Below are 17,724 nucleotides of genomic sequence, written 5' to 3' on the forward strand. Positions count from 1 at the left end.
TTGATGAATTTTATTGAGGAGTAAGAGTTATGGCGATTAAAAAGTTAGTACCAGCATCGCATCCTATTTTAACGAAAAAAGCGCAAGCAGTTAAAACATTTGATGATTCGTTAAAAAGATTATTACAAGATTTAGAAGATACAATGTATGCACAAGAAGCTGCTGGCTTATGTGCACCTCAAATTAATCAGTCATTGCAAGTGGCAATTATTGATATGGAAATGGAAGGATTATTACAACTTGTTAATCCGAAAATTATTAGTCAATCAAATGAAACAATAACAGACTTAGAAGGTTCAATTACATTGCCAGATGTTTACGGCGAAGTGACAAGAAGTAAAATGATAGTTGTCGAAAGTTATGACGTCAATGGGAACAAAGTTGAACTAACTGCACATGAAGATGTAGCAAGAATGATTTTGCATATTATAGATCAAATGAACGGTATCCCTTTTACAGAACGTGCGGACCGTATTTTAACAGATAAAGAAGTGGAGGCATATTTTATAAATGACTAAAATAATATTTATGGGTACACCAGACTTTTCAACAACTGTTTTAGAAATGCTTATTGCAGAACATGATGTCATTGCAGTCGTAACGCAACCAGATCGACCTGTTGGACGTAAACGTGTTATGACACCACCACCAGTTAAAAAAGTTGCAATGAAATATGATTTACCTGTATATCAGCCTGAAAAATTAAGTGGATCAGAAGAATTAGAACAATTGCTTCAATTAGATGTAGATTTAATTGTAACTGCTGCTTTTGGACAATTATTACCTGAATCATTGTTGGCATTACCAAAACTTGGCGCAATTAATGTACATGCATCATTGTTACCAAAGTATAGAGGTGGTGCACCAATTCATCAGGCAATTATCGATGGTGAACAAGAAACCGGCATAACAATTATGTATATGGTTAAAAAATTAGATGCGGGTAATATTATTTCGCAACAAGCAATTAAAATAGAAGAAAATGATAATGTCGGTACGATGCATGATAAATTAAGTGTATTAGGGGCAGATTTATTAAAAGAAACTTTACCATCTATTATAGAGGGCACAAATGAAAGTGTACCTCAAGATGATACGCAAGCAACATTTGCTTCCAATATTCGACGCGAAGATGAGCGAATTAGCTGGAATAAACCAGGAAGACAAGTGTTTAATCAAATTCGTGGATTATCACCATGGCCAGTTGCTTATACAACTATGGATGACACTAACTTGAAAATATACGATGCTGAACTCGTTGAGACTAATAAGATAAACGAGCCTGGAACCATTATAGAAACGACTAAAAAAGCCATTATTGTTGCTACAAATGATAATGAAGCTGTTGCAATTAAAGATATGCAATTAGCTGGGAAAAAGAGAATGTTAGCTGCCAATTATTTAAGTGGTGCGCAAAACACACTAGTAGGGAAGAAACTTATATGATCGAAAACGTGAGAAGTCTTGCTTTTGACACGATTCAAGATATATTAAATGAAGGTGCGTATAGTAACTTGCGTATCAATGAAGTGTTGTCAGAAAATGAATTAAATGCAATGGATAAGGCTTTATTTACAGAAATTGTCTACGGAACCGTTAAAAGAAAATATACGTTAGATTTTTATTTAAAGCCTTTTGTGAAAACAAAGATTAAGGCATGGGTTAGGCAATTATTATGGATGAGTATTTATCAATATGTATATTTAGATAAAGTTCCAAATCATGCCATTATTAATGAAGCAGTTGAAATAGCAAAAGAACGCGGTGGCTATCATAATGGTAATGTCGTAAATGGTATTTTACGTACAATGATGCGTAGTGACTTACCTGATTTTAATGAAATTGCAGATCCTAAAAAAAGAATGGCAATCGAGTATAGTATGCCGAAGTGGATTATAGATCATTGGGCAACACATTATGGTCTCGAAGAAACTGAAACAATTTTACAGTCATTTTTAGAAACGACATCAACAACTGTGCGTGCCAACCTGACGCGAGCATCATTAGATGATATTATTGAAAAGTTGCAAGACGAAGGTTATGACGTTGAAAAAGATCATGACTTACCTTATTGTCTCCATATAGGAGGACAACCAATTATTCATTCTCGTTCATTTAAAGATGGATTCGTTTCAATTCAAGATAAAAGCTCAATGTTTGTTGCACACATTATGAATGTAGACCGACATGATCACGTATTAGATGCATGTAGTGCACCTGGCGGTAAAGCTTGTCACATTGCTGAAGTTTTAATGCCAGAAGGGCAAGTTGACGCTTCAGATATACATGATCACAAAATAGACTTAATTAATTTTAATATAAAAAAATTACGATTAACAAATATTAAGGCTTTTCAACATGATGCGACAAAACCTTATGATAAAACATACGATAAGATACTTGTTGATGCACCATGTAGCGGATTAGGTGTAATGAGACATAAGCCGGAGATTAAGTATACTCAAAGCAAACAACATATTGAGTCACTAGTTGAATTACAGCTTGAAATATTGGAAAATGTAAAAAACAATGTAAAAATAGGTGGCGAAATCATCTATTCAACATGTACAATTGAGCAACTAGAAAATGAAAACGTGATTTATACGTTTCTGAAAAATAATAAAAACTTCGAATTTGAACCGTTTCAACATCCGATAACTGGAGAGTTGGTCAAAACGTTACAAATCATGCCGCAAGACTTTAATTCAGATGGATTCTTTATCACTAAGATAAAAAGAAAGGACAATTAGGAATGATAACTGCTGAAAAGAAAAAGAAGAATAAATTTCTTCCAAATTTTGACAAGCAATCAATATATTCATTGCGATTTGACGAAATGCAAAACTGGCTCGTTGAACAAGGTCAACAAAAATTTCGAGCGAAACAGATTTTTGAATGGTTATATCAAAAAAGAGTAGATTCGATTGATGAAATGACGAACTTATCGAAAGACTTACGACAGCTTTTAAAAGATAACTTTACTGTTACAACTTTAACAACTGTAGTAAAACAAGAAAGTAAAGACGGTACAATTAAATTCTTATTTGAATTACAAGATGGCTATACAATTGAAACTGTTTTAATGAGACATGATTATGGAAATTCAGTATGTGTAACGACACAAGTAGGTTGTCGTATCGGATGTACGTTTTGTGCTTCTACACTTGGCGGCTTAAAAAGAAACCTTGAAGCTGGCGAAATTGTTTCACAAGTTTTAACAGTTCAAAAAGCCCTTGATGCTACAGAAGAGCGCGTATCTCAAATTGTCATAATGGGTATCGGTGAACCATTTGAAAATTATGATGAAATGATGGACTTTTTAAGAATCGTCAATGATGATAACAGTTTAAATATTGGTGCACGTCACATTACAGTATCAACATCAGGTATCATTCCTAGAATATATGACTTTGCGGATGAAGATATCCAAATTAATTTTGCTGTAAGCTTACACGCCGCAAAAGATGAAGTGCGATCACGCTTGATGCCAATTAACCGTGCATATAATGTTGAGAAGTTAATCGAAGCAATTCAATATTATCAAGAAAAAACAAATCGTCGTGTTACTTTTGAATATGGTCTGTTTGGTGGTGTGAATGACCAACTAGAACATGCAAGAGAATTAGCACATTTAATAAAAGGCTTAAACTGCCATGTTAACTTAATTCCTGTCAACCATGTTCCAGAAAGAAATTATGTGAAAACGGCTAAAAATGATATCTTTAAATTTGAAAAAGAATTAAAGAGACTAGGAATTAATGCCACAATACGTCGTGAACAAGGTTCGGATATTGACGCAGCTTGTGGTCAATTAAGAGCAAAGGAACGACAAGTAGAAACGAGGTAAAGACAAATGCTAGAGGCACAATTTTTTACTGATACTGGACAACATAGAGATAAGAATGAAGATGCGGGTGGTATTTTTTATAATCAAACTAATCAACAACTTTTAGTTCTGTGTGATGGTATGGGCGGCCATAAAGCAGGAGAAGTTGCAAGTAAATTTGTTACAGATGAGTTGAAATCCCGTTTTGAAGCGGAAAATCTTATAGAAGAACATCAAGCTGAAAATTGGTTGCGTAATAATATAAAAGATATAAATTTTCAGTTATATCACTATGCACAAGAAAATGCAGAATATAAAGGTATGGGTACAACATGTGTTTGTGCACTTGTTTTTGAAAAATCAGTTGTGATAGCAAATGTCGGTGATTCTAGAGCCTATGTTATTAATAGTAGACAAATTGAACAAATTACTAGTGATCACTCATTTGTTAATCATCTTGTTTTAACGGGTCAAATTACGCCGGAAGAAGCATTTACACATCCACAACGTAATATTATTACGAAGGTGATGGGCACAGATAAACGTGTGAGTCCAGATTTGTTTATTAAGCGATTAAATTTTTATGATTATTTATTATTAAATTCAGATGGATTAACTGATTATGTTAAAGACAATGAAATTAAGCGTTTGTTAGTAAAAGAAGGTACAATAGAAGATCATGGTGATCAATTAATGCAATTGGCATTAGATAACCATTCGAAAGATAACGTTACTTTCATACTCGCGGCTATTGAAGGTGATAAAGTATGATAGGTAAAATAATAAATGAACGATATAAAATTGTAGATAAGCTTGGCGGCGGTGGCATGAGTACCGTTTATCTTGCAGAAGATACGATACTTAACATTAAAGTTGCAATTAAGGCGATTTTTATACCACCTAGAGAAAAAGAAGAAACATTAAAACGTTTTGAACGAGAAGTACATAACTCATCACAGCTATCACATCAAAATATAGTAAGTATGATCGATGTTGATGAAGAAGATGACTGTTACTACTTAGTAATGGAATATATTGAAGGTCCGACTTTGTCTGAGTATATTGAAAGTCATGGGCCATTAAGTGTTGACACGGCGATTAATTTTACGAATCAAATATTGGATGGCATTAAACATGCGCATGATATGCGTATTGTACATAGAGATATTAAGCCACAAAATATATTAATTGACAGCAATAAAACGTTGAAAATATTTGATTTTGGAATTGCTAAAGCTTTAAGTGAGACGTCTTTAACTCAGACTAATCATGTGTTAGGTACTGTGCAGTACTTTTCGCCAGAACAAGCAAAAGGTGAGGCAACGGATGAATGTACAGATATTTATTCTATAGGTATTGTGTTATATGAAATGCTTGTTGGTGAACCACCCTTTAATGGAGAAACTGCAGTTAGCATTGCGATTAAACATATTCAGGATTCTGTGCCAAATGTGACAACAGATGTACGTAAGGATATTCCGCAATCTTTAAGTAATGTCATTTTACGCGCTACAGAAAAAGACAAAGCGAATCGTTACAAAACAATTCAAGAAATGAAAGATGATTTGAGTAGTGTTTTACATGAAAATCGAGCGAATGAAGATGTCTATGAACTCGATAAAATGAAAACGATAGCGGTACCTTTGAAAAAAGAAGATCTAGCAAAGCATATTAGTGAACATAAGTCGAATCAACCTAAACGTGAAACGACGCAAGTACCTATTGTAAATGGGCCTGCTCATCATCAGCAATTCCAAAAGCCAGAAGGTACGGTGTACGAACCAAAACCTAAAAAGAAATCAACACGAAAGATTGTGCTCTTATCACTAATCTTTTCGTTGTTAATGATTGCACTTGTTTCTTTTGTGGCAATGGCAATGTTTGGTAATAAATACGAAGAGACACCTGATGTAATCGGGAAATCTGTAAAAGAAGCAGAGCAAATATTCAATAAAAACAACCTGAAATTGGGTAAAATTTCTAGAAGTTATAGTGATAAATATCCTGAAAATGAAATTATTAAGACAACTCCTAATACTGGTGAACGTGTTGAACGTGGTGACAGTGTTGATGTTGTTATATCAAAGGGCCCTGAAAAGGTTAAAATGCCAAATGTCATTGGTTTACCTAAGGAGGAAGCATTGCAGAAATTAAAATCGTTAGGTCTTAAAGATGTTACGATTGAAAAAGTATATAATAATCAAGCGCCAAAAGGATACATTGCAAATCAAAGTGTAACCGCAAATACTGAAATCGCTATTCATGATTCTAATATTAAACTATATGAATCTTTAGGCATTAAGCAAGTTTATGTAGAAGACTTTGAGCATAAATCCTTTAGCAAAGCTAAAAAAGCCTTAGAAGAAAAAGGGTTTAAAGTTGAAAGTAAGGAAGAGTATAGTGACGATATTGATGAGGGTGATGTGATTTCTCAATCTCCTAAAGGAAAATCAGTAGATGAGGGGTCAACGATTTCATTTGTTGTTTCTAAAGGTAAAAAAAGTGACTCATCAGATGTCAAAACGACAACTGAATCGGTAGATGTACCATACACTGGTAAAAATGATAAGTCACAAAAAGTTAAAGTTTATATTAAAGATAAAGATAATGACGGTTCAACTGAAAAAGGTAGTTTCGACATTACTAGTGATCAACGTATAGACATTCCTTTAAGAATTGAAAAAGGAAAAACAGCAAGTTATATTGTTAAAGTTGACGGTAAAACTGTAGCTGAAAAAGAAGTCAGCTATGATGATATTTAAATATAATTGAAGTAAATGTACCGAGGTTTCTATTTGGAAGTCTCGGTATTTTTATGTTGAGATTGCGGTAGTTTTAAAATGCTTAATGTCATCATTTACAGTTGAGCATTGTCTATCAATTCTGTATCACTCTCACAATATTTATATCATTTGAAATGATCATTTATATATTAATTTTCCAGTCTTTGATATAATAAATGCAGTAAAATTAATCGAGAGGTGCCATTTTGAAGACAGGTCGAATAGTGAAATCAATTAGTGGGGTATATCAAGTAGACGTTAATGGCGAACGTTTCAATACAAAACCACGAGGATTATTTAGAAAGAAAAAATTTTCACCGGTAGTTGGTGATATAGTGGAATTTGAAGTACAAAACATTAACGAAGGCTATATTCATCAAGTGTTTGAGCGGAAAAATGAGTTGAAAAGACCACCTGTAAGTAATATAGATACACTAGTAATTGTAATGAGTGCTGTCGAGCCAAATTTTTCAACGCAATTATTAGATCGATTTTTAGTTATTGCACATTCGTATCAGTTAAATGCGAGAGTTTTGGTGACTAAAAAAGATAAAACACCAATTGAAAAGCAGTTCGAAATTAATGAGTTGTTGAAAATATATGAAAATATTGGCTATGAGACTGAATTTATTGGAAATGATGATGATCGAAAAAAAATTGTAGAAGCTTGGCCAGCTGGACTTATAGTACTTAGTGGTCAATCAGGTGTCGGTAAGTCCACTTTCTTAAATCATTATCGTCCAGAACTTAATCTTGAGACAAATGATATATCAAAATCATTAAATCGAGGAAAGCATACTACAAGACATGTCGAACTATTCGAACGTCAAAACGGTTATATTGCAGACACACCTGGATTCAGTGCTTTAGATTTTGATCATATAGATAAAGATGAAATAAAAGATTATTTTCTTGAATTAAATCGATATGGTGAAACATGTAAGTTTAGGAATTGTAATCATATCAAAGAACCTAATTGTAATGTTAAGCATCAATTAGAGATAGGGAATATTGCGCAATTTAGATACGACCATTATTTACAACTATTTAATGAAATTTCAAATAGAAAGGTTAGATATTAAATGACAAAACTATATCCATCATTATTATCTGTTGATTTTTTGGATTTACAACATGAATTAAAACGACTTGAAGAAGCAGGTGTCGACGGAGTTCATTTTGATGTTATGGATGGTCAATTTGTGCCTAATATATCTATTGGTTTACCAATATTAGATGCAGTAAGAAAAGGCACAACATTACCTATAGACGTACATTTGATGATTGAAAATCCAGAAAAGTATATTGCATCATTTGCAGAACATGGTGCCGATATGATTTCAATTCATGTCGAATCAACGCCTCATATTCATCGTGCTATTCAAATGATTAAACATTTAGATAAAAAAGCTGGTGTAGTAATTAATCCTGGTACACCAATATCACAAATTGAACCTATTTTAGACATTGTTGATTATGTATTAGTGATGACAGTTAACCCAGGGTTTGGTGGTCAATCATTTATTGATCAATGCGTAGAAAAAATAGCGGGTCTTAATGCTATTAAAATGGAACGTCAATTAAACTTTGATATTGAAGTTGATGGAGGCGTAAATACCGATACAGCGAAAGTTTGTGTTGAAAATGGTGCTACAATGCTAGTAACAGGTTCATTTTTCTTTAAACAAGAAGATTATAAAAAAGTCACACAAGCATTGAAAGGTTGAGTGTATATGCATATAAATTTATTATGTTCTAATCGACACTTGCCGCAAGATATTTGGGCCAAAAGTAATGAAGGTAAATGGGGCGGCGTTGATAGAGGTGCTTTGATTTTATTGAAGCATCAAATTATCCCTTTTTTCTCAGTGGGAGACTTTGATTCAGTCAGTAAAGAAGAACGCCAACTTCTAACAGAACAGTTACAAATCAAACCAGTTCAAGCTGAAAAAGCTGATACGGATTTAGCTTTAGCGGTTGATAAAGCTGTTGCACTTGGATTTGATAGTATTACAATTTATGGTGCAACAGGCGGACGATTAGATCACTTTTTTGGGGCAATTCAGTTATTATTGAAAAAAGCATATTATAAACATGATGTTCATATAGAAGTTATCGATCAACAAAATAAAATTGAATTATTGCCTAAAGGTCAACATACAGTTGAAAAAGATAAGAGTTATCCGTACATTTCATTTATACCGATGACTGATGATGTAGAACTTTCTCTAGCAGGTTTTAAATATAATTTAGCTAGACAAATGCTTAATATAGGTTCTACTTTAACTATTTCAAATGAAATTGAGTCTTTGCAAGCGAAAGTAACTGTACATGATGGGTTGATTTTGCAAATTAGAAGTACAGATTTAAATTAAGTATATTCAAATTTGTGAGGATTTTTAATAAAGTGCATGTGTTATTTAATAAAGTGACGTTTATAGATAGAATTTATAACATAATAATAGATGAATCACGCTGTAATTAATGAAGATTATGGCGTGATTTATTATTGGAAGGAAAATTGTAGGTCCTAGTACATTGATTTATGTGCCAAAATCGATATTGAACCCATAAGTCCAATTTGACAGAGAACCATTATTAAACGTATTAACCAAATTATATTGATAGTTCGAATTTCACTATGAACCATTATGTATTGTTTGGTAACAAAAAAAGAACTAAGAGGTTGAGCTCTTAGTTCTTAAGTAAATGTGTCCTCCACATAAGGTCACATTTTTTATGTGCAATATATTTATTAAACTCTAGTTACTTTACCAGATTTTAAAGCACGTGCAGAAACCCAAACTTTTTTAGGTTTACCGTCAACTAGGATTCTAACTTTTTGAAGGTTAGCGTTCCATCTACGTTTAGTAGAGTTTAAAGCGTGTGAACGTCTGTTACCAGTCGAAGCTTTACGACCTGTTACGAAACATTGTTTACCCATATGAGTACCTCCTTTAATAAATATAAATACACATAACTACTTATATACTTAATTAAGATAGCATAGTTTCATTTGAAAAACAATGAATAATTTTCACATAAAAGTCAAAAATACTGAGTTTTGTGATATAATTGTAGACTGTGAAGTTATGTAGTATGATATTTTAGAGAAATAAGTGAATGAAACATTTAAAATTTTTATTTAATGATACTACATCTATTAAAAGAAAACGCCTATAGATAATCGTCATGAGTGTAAATTCAGTTTACTCAAAATATAATAGGTGATTTAAGCGTAAGTCATTCTGATAAGTTGTACCATTGATATTTTATAAAAATAATCAATGAAACTTAAAGCGTTTATGACTACACTAAGTGGTAAAATTTTAAAAGTGATTAGGGAAAACGAATAATAAACTTTGAAATTTAGGAGGGACAAAGATATGACATTAGAGATTTCAAATGATTACGGTAAAATTGATATTTCAAACGAAGTGATTGCTTCGGTTGTAGGTGGAAAGGCCGTTGAATGTTATGGTATTGTAGGTATGGCATCTAGACAACAAGTTAGAGATGGTATTGCGGAAATACTAGGACATGAAAATTATGCTAAAGGCATCAAAGTAACTGAAAATAATGGCGTAGTGGATATAGATATGTACATTATTGTAAGTTATGGTGTGAAAATATCTGAAGTTGCCAATAATGTACAATCAACAGTGAAATATACTTTGGAAAAATCACTTAATGTATCAGTAAATTCAATCAATATATATGTACAAGGTGTACGTGTGAATAATACAGGCAAGAAAGCTTAGGAGGACAACTTGAAATGATTAGCAAAATTAATGGTAAATTATTTGCCGATATGATTATACAAGGGGCACAAAATTTATCTAACAATGCAGATTTGGTAGATTCTTTGAATGTGTATCCAGTGCCAGATGGTGATACAGGAACAAATATGAATCTTACTATGACTTCAGGTCGCGAAGAAGTAGAGAATAATTTGTCGAAAAATATCGGCGAATTAGGTAAAACATTCTCGAAAGGTTTACTAATGGGTGCAAGAGGTAACTCTGGTGTCATCTTGTCACAATTATTCAGAGGATTTTGTAAAAATATTGAAAGTGAATCTGAAATTAATTCAAAATTGTTAGCTGAAAGTTTTCAAGCTGGTGTTGAAACGGCATATAAAGCTGTTATGAAACCAGTTGAAGGTACAATACTTACAGTTGCAAAAGATGCTGCGCAAGCTGCAATAGAAAAAGCAAATAATACTGAAGATTGTATAGAATTAATGGAGTACATTATTGTAAAAGCCAATGAATCACTTGAAAACACACCAAACTTATTAGCTGTACTTAAAGAAGTTGGTGTTGTTGATAGTGGCGGTAAAGGTTTGTTATGCGTTTACGAAGGATTCTTAAAAGCGCTTAAAGGTGAAAAAGTTGAAGCCAAAGTTGCAAAGATAGATAAAGATGAATTTGTACATGATGAACATGATTTCCATGGTGTAATTAATACTGAAGATATTATTTATGGCTATTGTACTGAAATGATGGTTCGTTTTGGAAAGAATAAAAAAGCCTTTGATGAACAAGAATTCAGGCAAGATATGAGTCAATTTGGTGATTCTTTATTAGTCATTAATGATGAAGAAATTGTGAAAGTTCACGTGCATACCGAATACCCAGGTAAAGTGTTTAATTATGGTCAACAATATGGTGAATTAATTAAACTTAAGGTTGAAAATATGAGAGAACAGCACCGTGAAGTGATTCGAAAAGAACAGCACACAGCTAAACCGAAAATGGAAACGGTTGAAACAGCAATTATTACTATTTCTATGGGTGAAGGTATTTCAGAGATATTCAAATCAATGGGTGCCACACATATCATTAGTGGTGGACAAACGATGAATCCTTCTACAGAAGATATCGTTAAAGTCATTGAACAATCAAAATGTAAACGTGCAATTATTTTACCGAATAATAAAAATATTTTAATGGCAAGTGAACAAGCAGCGAGTATTGTTGATGCAGAAGCAGTTGTTATTCCAACGAAATCTATTCCTCAAGGTATAAGCGCACTATTCCAATATGATGTGGACGCAACACTTGAAGAAAATAAAGCGCAAATGGCTGATTCAGTAAATAACGTTAAATCTGGTTCATTAACGTACGCTGTTCGTGATACGAAAATTGATGGCGTTGAGATTAAAAAAGACGCGTTTATGGGCTTGATTGAAGATAAGATTGTAAGCAGCCAAAGTGATCAATTAACAACGGTTACTGAGTTGTTAAATGAGATGTTAGCAGAAGATAGTGAAATATTGACTGTGATTATTGGTCAAGATGCAGAGCAAGCAGTTACAGATAACATGATAAACTGGATCGAAGAGCAATATCCAGATGTAGAAGTGGAAGTTCATGAAGGTGGACAACCAATTTATCAATATTTCTTTTCAGTAGAATAAAAATTTAAAATAAAAAACTACCAATGATAAATCATCAGTTGGTAGTTTTTTATTTTGCTATTTTAGTGTTATTGCGGGTTAAAAGTATCATTCTCGAGTTGCTAACAATGTCATGTTCAACTTAGTCATGATAAAATAAATAACATACTAAATGATACGTAAAATCAAATAAAACATAGGTGATTTATTTTGGCTAAAGTAAACTTAATAGAAAGTCCATATTCTCTTTTACAATTAAAAGGTATAGGTCCTAAGAAAATAGAAGTATTGCAACAACTAAATATTCATACAGTGGAAGATCTTGTTCTTTATTTGCCAACTAGATATGAAGATAATACAGTGATTGATTTGAATCAAGCAGAAGATCAATCTAACGTTACGATAGAAGGACAAGTATATACAGCTCCAGTAGTTGCATTTTTTGGAAGAAATAAATCAAAATTAACCGTTCATTTAATGGTAAATAATATTGCTGTCAAATGTATTTTTTTCAATCAACCGTATTTAAAAAAGAAAATCGAATTAAATCAAACTATAACTGTTAAAGGTAAGTGGAATAGAGTTAAACAGGAAATTACTGGTAATAGGGTTTTCTTTAATTCACAAGGGACACAAACTCAAGAAAACGCAGATGTTCAATTAGAACCAGTCTATCGTATTAAGGAAGGTATTAAACAAAAGCAAATACGAGACCAAATTAGACAAGCGTTAAATGATGTGACAATTCATGAATGGTTAACTGATGAACTAAGAGAAAAATATAAATTAGAGACCTTGGACTTTACTTTGAACACATTACATCATCCTAAAAGTAAAGAGGATTTATTACGTGCTCGTAGAACCTATGCATTTACTGAACTGTTTTTATTCGAATTACGTATGCAATGGCTAAATAGATTAGAAAAGTCATCTGACGAAGCAATTGAAATTGATTATGACTTAGACCAAGTTAAATCATTTATTGATCGTTTACCTTTTGAACTAACTGAAGCACAGAAATCCAGTGTTAATGAAATTTTTAGAGATTTAAAAGCACCAATACGTATGCATCGATTACTTCAAGGTGATGTAGGTTCAGGAAAAACAGTAGTTGCTGCAATTTGTATGTATGCGTTAAAAACGGCTGGTTATCAATCAGCATTGATGGTACCAACTGAAATTTTAGCAGAGCAACATGCTGAAAGTTTAATGGCTTTATTTGGAGATTCTATGAACGTTGCATTGTTAACTGGGTCAGTAAAAGGTAAGAAACGAAAGATACTTTTAGAACAACTTGAAAATGGTACGATTGATTGTTTAATTGGAACCCATGCTTTGATTCAAGATGATGTGATTTTCCATAATGTTGGTTTAGTAATTACAGATGAACAACATCGATTTGGTGTGAATCAACGCCAGCTTTTAAGAGAAAAAGGTGCAATGACGAATGTGTTATTTATGACAGCAACGCCGATACCAAGAACACTAGCAATATCAGTTTTTGGTGAGATGGATGTGTCTTCAATTAAACAATTACCAAAAGGTCGTAAACCTATCATTACTACTTGGGCAAAGCATGAGCAATACGATAAAGTTTTGATGCAAATGACCTCAGAGTTGAAAAAAGGTCGTCAAGCATATGTCATTTGCCCGCTAATAGAAAGTTCTGAGCATCTCGAAGATGTTCAAAATGTTGTCGCATTGTACGAGTCTTTACAACAGTATTATGGTGTTTCCCGTGTAGGGTTATTGCATGGTAAGTTATCTGCCGATGAAAAAGATGAGGTCATGCAAAAGTTTAGTAATCATGAGATAGATGTTTTAGTTTCTACTACTGTTGTTGAAGTAGGTGTTAATGTACCGAATGCAACTTTTATGATGATTTATGATGCGGATCGCTTTGGATTATCAACTTTACATCAGTTACGCGGTCGTGTAGGTAGAAGTGACCAGCAAAGTTACTGTGTTTTAATTGCATCCCCTAAAACAGAAACAGGAATTGAAAGAATGACAATTATGACACAAACAACGGATGGATTTGAATTGAGTGAACGAGACTTAGAAATGCGTGGTCCTGGAGATTTCTTTGGTGTTAAACAAAGTGGGTTGCCAGATTTCTTAGTTGCCAATTTAGTTGAAGATTATCGTATGTTAGAAGTTGCTCGTGATGAAGCAGCTGAACTTATTCAATCTGGCGTATTCTTTGAAAATACGTATCAACATTTACGTCATTTTGTTGAAGAAAATTTATTACATCGCAGTTTTGACTAATTACCATGCTGATTTGTCAATTTGAGTGCAACACTTCGTTAATTGAGTGATATGACACTTGAACTATTTAAATGTAAAGTGGTATTTTAACAATTTATAAATTTCCGACTAAATAATAGCTAAATAATACAGTTATTTGTTGAGTCGGTTAAATAGAAAGTGTTATGATATGTGAGGAATGTTTAAGACTAGGTACTAAAAAATGAGGGGTGAGACGTTGAAACTAAAGAAAGATAAACGTAGAGAAGCAATCAGACAACAAATTGATAGCAATCCCTTCATCACAGACCATGAACTAAGCGACTTATTTCAAGTGAGTATACAAACAATTCGTTTAGATCGCACTTATTTAAACATACCAGAATTAAGGAAGCGTATTAAATTAGTTGCTGAAAAGAATTATGACCAAATAAGTTCTATTGAAGAACAAGAATTTATTGGTGATTTGATTCAAGTCAATCCAAATGTTAAAGCGCAATCAATTTTAGATATTACATCGGATTCTGTTTTTCATAAAACTGGAATTGCGCGTGGTCATGTGCTGTTTGCTCAGGCAAATTCGTTATGTGTTGCGCTAATTAAGCAACCAACAGTTTTAACTCATGAGAGTAGCATTCAATTTATTGAAAAAGTAAAATTAAATGATACGGTAAGAGCAGAAGCACGAGTTGTAAATCAAACTGCAAAACATTATTACGTCGAAGTAAAGTCATATGTTAAACATACATTAGTTTTCAAAGGAAATTTTAAAATGTTTTATGATAAGCGAGGATAAAATTATGGTTAAATTAGCAATTGATATGATGGGTGGCGACAATGCGCCTGATATCGTATTAGAAGCCGTACAAAAGGCTGTTGAAGACTTTAAAAATCTAGAAATTATGCTTTTCGGTGACGAAAAAAAGTATAATCTGAACCATGAACGAATCGAATTTAGACATTGTTCTGAAAAGATTGAAATGGAAGATGAGCCTGTTAGAGCGATTAAACGTAAAAAAGATAGCTCAATGGTAAAAATGGCTGAAGCTGTGAAATCTGGTGAAGCAGATGGATGTGTGTCAGCAGGTAATACTGGTGCTTTAATGTCAGTTGGTTTATTCATTGTTGGACGTATTAAAGGTGTAGCTAGACCGGCTTTAGTAGTAACATTGCCAACGATTGATGGAAAAGGTTTTGTCTTTTTAGACGTTGGTGCAAATGCTGATGCTAAACCTGAACACTTATTACAGTATGCGCAACTAGGGGATATTTATGCTCAAAAAATTAGAGGTATTGATAATCCGAAAATCTCATTATTAAATATAGGTACCGAGCCAGCTAAAGGTAATAGTTTAACGAAAAAATCATTTGAGTTATTAAATCAAGATCATTCATTGAATTTTGTTGGGAATATTGAAGCGAAGACATTAATGGATGGCGATACAGATGTTGTAGTTACCGATGGCTATACTGGGAACATGGTCCTTAAAAATTTAGAAGGTACTGCAAAATCAATCGGTAAAATGTTAAAAGATACGATTATGAGTAGTACTAAAAATAAATTAGCAGGTGCAATATTGAAGAAAGATTTAGCAGAATTCGCTAAAAAGATGGATTACTCAGAATACGGTGGTTCAGTATTATTAGGATTGGAAGGTACTGTAGTTAAAGCACACGGTAGTTCAAATGCTAAAGCTTTTTATTCTGCAATTAGACAAGCGAAAATCGCAGGAGAACAAAATATTGTACAAACAATGAAAGAGACTGTAGGTGAATTAAATGAGTAAAACAGCAATTATTTTTCCGGGACAAGGTGCCCAAAAAGTTGGTATGGCACAAGATTTGTTTAATAACAATGATCAAGCAACTGAAATTTTAACTTCAGCAGCAAAGACGTTAGACTTTGATATTTTAGAGACAATGTTTACTGATGAAGAAGGTAAATTGGGTGAAACTGAAAACACGCAACCAGCTTTATTGACGCATAGTTCGGCATTATTAGCAGCGCTAAAAAATTTGAATCCTGATTTTACTATGGGGCATAGTTTAGGTGAATATTCAAGTTTAGTTGCAGCTGACGTATTATCATTTGAAGATGCAGTTAAAATTGTTAGAAAACGTGGTCAATTAATGGCGCAAGCATTTCCTACTGGTGTAGGAAGCATGGCTGCAGTATTGGGATTAGATTTTGATAAAGTCGATGAAATTTGTAAGTCATTATCATCTGATGACAAAATAATTGAACCAGCAAACATTAATTGCCCAGGTCAAATTGTTGTTTCAGGTCACAAAGCTTTAATTGATGAGCTAGTAGAAAAAGGTAAATCATTAGGTGCAAAACGTGTCATGCCTTTAGCAGTATCTGGACCATTCCATTCATCGCTAATGAAAGTGATTGAAGAAGATTTTTCAAGTTACATTAATCAATTTGAATGGCGTGATGCTAAGTTTCCTGTAGTTCAAAATGTAAATGCGCAAGGTGAAACTGACAAAGAAGTAATTAAATCTAATATGGTCAAGCAATTATATTCACCAGTACAATTCATTAACTCAACAGAATGGCTAATAGACCAAGGTGTTGATCATTTTATTGAAATTGGTCCTGGAAAAGTTTTATCTGGCTTAATTAAAAAAATAAATAGAGATGTTAAGTTAACATCAATTCAAACTTTAGAAGATGTGAAAGGATGGAATGAAAATGACTAAGAGTGCTTTAGTAACAGGTGCATCAAGAGGAATTGGACGTAGTATTGCGTTACAATTAGCAGAAGAAGGATATAATGTAGCAGTAAACTATGCAGGCAGCAAAGAGAAAGCTGAAGCAGTAGTCGAAGAAATCAAAGCTAAAGGTGTTGACAGTTTTGCGATTCAAGCAAATGTTGCCGATGCTGATGAAGTTAAAGCAATGATTAAAGAAGTAGTTAGCCAATTTGGTTCTTTAGATGTTTTAGTAAATAATGCAGGTATTACTCGCGATAATTTATTAATGCGTATGAAAGAACAAGAGTGGGATGATGTTATTGACACAAACTTAAAAGGTGTATTTAACTGTATCCAAAAAGCAACACCACAAATGTTAAGACAACGTAGTGGTGCTATCATCAATTTATCAAGTGTTGTTGGAGCAGTAGGTAATCCGGGACAAGCAAACTATGTTGCAACAAAAGCAGGTGTTATTGGTTTAACTAAATCTGCGGCGCGTGAATTAGCATCTCGTGGTATCACTGTAAATGCAGTTGCACCTGGTTTTATTGTTTCTGATATGACAGATGCTTTAAGTGATGAGCTTAAAGAACAAATGTTGACTCAAATTCCGTTAGCACGTTTTGGTCAAGACACAGATATTGCTAATACAGTAGCGTTCTTAGCATCAGACAAAGCAAAATATATTACAGGTCAAACAATCCATGTAAATGGTGGAATGTACATGTAATATATTTGAGCTAAAGCTCATTGACGCAGTG

Annotated in this window: 17 protein-coding genes; 16 read left to right on the forward strand and 1 reads right to left on the reverse strand. The window is 33.1% G+C overall.

The window, feature by feature from the left end:
- Window positions 1–29: 29 nt before the first annotated feature.
- From NSS86_RS04670 to NSS86_RS04710, 9 genes are all read left to right on the forward strand, one after another.
- Complete coding sequence (locus tag NSS86_RS04670; RefSeq protein ID WP_000985293.1) at window positions 30–518, forward strand: peptide deformylase; 489 nt, start codon at window positions 30–32, stop codon at window positions 516–518.
- A complete protein-coding gene (fmt, locus tag NSS86_RS04675) occupies window positions 511–1,446 on the forward strand; it encodes a methionyl-tRNA formyltransferase (RefSeq protein ID WP_000161291.1) in 936 nt (311 codons plus the stop codon). Before NSS86_RS04670 ends, fmt begins: the two co-directional genes overlap by 8 nt.
- Window positions 1,443–2,750, forward strand: coding sequence for a 16S rRNA (cytosine(967)-C(5))-methyltransferase RsmB (gene rsmB / locus NSS86_RS04680; RefSeq protein ID WP_000572235.1), 1,308 nt, complete (start codon window positions 1,443–1,445; stop codon window positions 2,748–2,750). Before fmt ends, rsmB begins: the two co-directional genes overlap by 4 nt.
- Window positions 2,751–2,752: 2 nt before the next feature.
- Window positions 2,753–3,847 carry a 23S rRNA (adenine(2503)-C(2))-methyltransferase RlmN gene (rlmN, locus tag NSS86_RS04685; protein ID WP_000626897.1) on the forward strand — a complete coding sequence of 365 codons (1,095 nt, stop codon included), beginning with the start codon at window positions 2,753–2,755 and terminating at the stop codon, window positions 3,845–3,847.
- 6 nt (window positions 3,848–3,853) lie between these two features.
- Window positions 3,854–4,597, forward strand: coding sequence for a protein-serine/threonine phosphatase Stp1 (locus NSS86_RS04690; RefSeq protein WP_000888486.1), 744 nt, complete (start codon window positions 3,854–3,856; stop codon window positions 4,595–4,597).
- Window positions 4,594–6,588 carry a serine/threonine protein kinase Stk1 gene (gene pknB / locus NSS86_RS04695; RefSeq protein WP_000579563.1) on the forward strand — a complete coding sequence of 665 codons (1,995 nt, stop codon included), beginning with the start codon at window positions 4,594–4,596 and terminating at the stop codon, window positions 6,586–6,588. Before NSS86_RS04690 ends, pknB begins: the two co-directional genes overlap by 4 nt.
- Before the next feature lie 227 nt (window positions 6,589–6,815).
- Window positions 6,816–7,691, forward strand: coding sequence for a ribosome small subunit-dependent GTPase A (rsgA, locus tag NSS86_RS04700; RefSeq protein WP_000847936.1), 876 nt, complete (start codon window positions 6,816–6,818; stop codon window positions 7,689–7,691).
- A complete protein-coding gene (rpe, locus tag NSS86_RS04705; protein WP_000164332.1) occupies window positions 7,692–8,336 on the forward strand; it encodes a ribulose-phosphate 3-epimerase in 645 nt (214 codons plus the stop codon).
- 6 nt (window positions 8,337–8,342) lie between these two features.
- Window positions 8,343–8,984 carry a thiamine diphosphokinase gene (locus NSS86_RS04710; protein WP_000547910.1) on the forward strand — a complete coding sequence of 214 codons (642 nt, stop codon included), beginning with the start codon at window positions 8,343–8,345 and terminating at the stop codon, window positions 8,982–8,984.
- Between the two features lie 380 nt (window positions 8,985–9,364).
- On the opposite strand, the gene rpmB is transcribed toward NSS86_RS04710, so the two are convergent.
- Window positions 9,365–9,553, reverse strand: coding sequence for a 50S ribosomal protein L28 (rpmB, locus tag NSS86_RS04715; protein ID WP_000517908.1), 189 nt, complete (start codon window positions 9,551–9,553; stop codon window positions 9,365–9,367).
- A gap of 442 nt (window positions 9,554–9,995) precedes the next feature.
- On the opposite strand from rpmB, the gene NSS86_RS04720 reads away from it, so the two are divergent.
- The 7 genes from NSS86_RS04720 (at window position 9,996) to fabG (ending at window position 17,693) form a co-directional block, all read left to right on the forward strand.
- Window positions 9,996–10,370 (forward strand): Asp23/Gls24 family envelope stress response protein, encoded by a 375-nt coding sequence (locus tag NSS86_RS04720; protein WP_000171418.1) that lies wholly within the window; start codon window positions 9,996–9,998, stop codon window positions 10,368–10,370.
- A 14-nt stretch (window positions 10,371–10,384) separates the two neighbouring features.
- A complete protein-coding gene (fakA, locus tag NSS86_RS04725) occupies window positions 10,385–12,031 on the forward strand; it encodes a fatty acid kinase catalytic subunit FakA (protein ID WP_000623903.1) in 1,647 nt (548 codons plus the stop codon).
- A 189-nt stretch (window positions 12,032–12,220) separates the two neighbouring features.
- On the forward strand, window positions 12,221–14,281 hold the full coding sequence (gene recG / locus NSS86_RS04730) for an ATP-dependent DNA helicase RecG (protein WP_001151509.1): 2,061 nt from the start codon (window positions 12,221–12,223) through the stop codon (window positions 14,279–14,281).
- 202 nt (window positions 14,282–14,483) lie between these two features.
- The gene (fapR, locus tag NSS86_RS04735) at window positions 14,484–15,056 is read left to right on the forward strand and encodes a transcription factor FapR (RefSeq protein WP_001548538.1); all 573 of its coding nucleotides are present in this window, start codon (window positions 14,484–14,486) and stop codon (window positions 15,054–15,056) included.
- A gap of 4 nt (window positions 15,057–15,060) precedes the next feature.
- Entirely contained in the window at window positions 15,061–16,047 is a 987-nt protein-coding gene (plsX, locus tag NSS86_RS04740) for a phosphate acyltransferase PlsX (RefSeq protein ID WP_339302349.1), read from the forward strand.
- Window positions 16,040–16,966, forward strand: a complete 927-nt coding sequence (gene fabD, locus NSS86_RS04745) for an ACP S-malonyltransferase (RefSeq protein ID WP_000047343.1) — start codon at window positions 16,040–16,042, stop codon at window positions 16,964–16,966. Before plsX ends, fabD begins: the two co-directional genes overlap by 8 nt.
- Window positions 16,959–17,693 (forward strand): 3-oxoacyl-[acyl-carrier-protein] reductase, encoded by a 735-nt coding sequence (fabG, locus tag NSS86_RS04750; protein WP_000167269.1) that lies wholly within the window; start codon window positions 16,959–16,961, stop codon window positions 17,691–17,693. The genes fabD and fabG overlap by 8 nt, the downstream gene beginning before the upstream one ends.
- Window positions 17,694–17,724 lie beyond the last annotated feature (31 nt).

The sequence above is a fragment of the Staphylococcus sp. FSL W8-0056 genome (assembly GCF_037963075.1).
Classification (GTDB): Bacteria; Bacillota; Bacilli; order Staphylococcales; family Staphylococcaceae; genus Staphylococcus; species Staphylococcus aureus.

Excerpts from the sequence above, each read along its gene's own strand:
- NSS86_RS04670 (WP_000985293.1), top strand. The coding sequence starts at position 30 with ATGGCGATTAAAAAGTTAGTACCAGCATCGCATCCTATTTTAACGAAA.
- rlmN (WP_000626897.1), top strand. The coding sequence starts at position 2,753 with ATGATAACTGCTGAAAAGAAAAAGAAGAATAAATTTCTTCCAAATTTT.
- fmt (WP_000161291.1), top strand. The coding sequence starts at position 511 with ATGACTAAAATAATATTTATGGGTACACCAGACTTTTCAACAACTGTT.
- fapR (WP_001548538.1), top strand. The coding sequence starts at position 14,484 with ATGAGGGGTGAGACGTTGAAACTAAAGAAAGATAAACGTAGAGAAGCA.
- fabG (WP_000167269.1), top strand. The coding sequence starts at position 16,959 with ATGACTAAGAGTGCTTTAGTAACAGGTGCATCAAGAGGAATTGGACGT.
- fakA (WP_000623903.1), top strand. The coding sequence starts at position 10,385 with ATGATTAGCAAAATTAATGGTAAATTATTTGCCGATATGATTATACAA.
- rpmB (WP_000517908.1), bottom strand. The coding sequence starts at position 9,553 with ATGGGTAAACAATGTTTCGTAACAGGTCGTAAAGCTTCGACTGGTAAC.
- fabD (WP_000047343.1), top strand. The coding sequence starts at position 16,040 with ATGAGTAAAACAGCAATTATTTTTCCGGGACAAGGTGCCCAAAAAGTT.
- rpe (WP_000164332.1), top strand. The coding sequence starts at position 7,692 with ATGACAAAACTATATCCATCATTATTATCTGTTGATTTTTTGGATTTA.
- pknB (WP_000579563.1), top strand. The coding sequence starts at position 4,594 with ATGATAGGTAAAATAATAAATGAACGATATAAAATTGTAGATAAGCTT.
- plsX (WP_339302349.1), top strand. The coding sequence starts at position 15,061 with ATGGTTAAATTAGCAATTGATATGATGGGTGGCGACAATGCGCCTGAT.
- NSS86_RS04720 (WP_000171418.1), top strand. The coding sequence starts at position 9,996 with ATGACATTAGAGATTTCAAATGATTACGGTAAAATTGATATTTCAAAC.
- NSS86_RS04690 (WP_000888486.1), top strand. The coding sequence starts at position 3,854 with ATGCTAGAGGCACAATTTTTTACTGATACTGGACAACATAGAGATAAG.
- NSS86_RS04710 (WP_000547910.1), top strand. The coding sequence starts at position 8,343 with ATGCATATAAATTTATTATGTTCTAATCGACACTTGCCGCAAGATATT.
- rsmB (WP_000572235.1), top strand. The coding sequence starts at position 1,443 with ATGATCGAAAACGTGAGAAGTCTTGCTTTTGACACGATTCAAGATATA.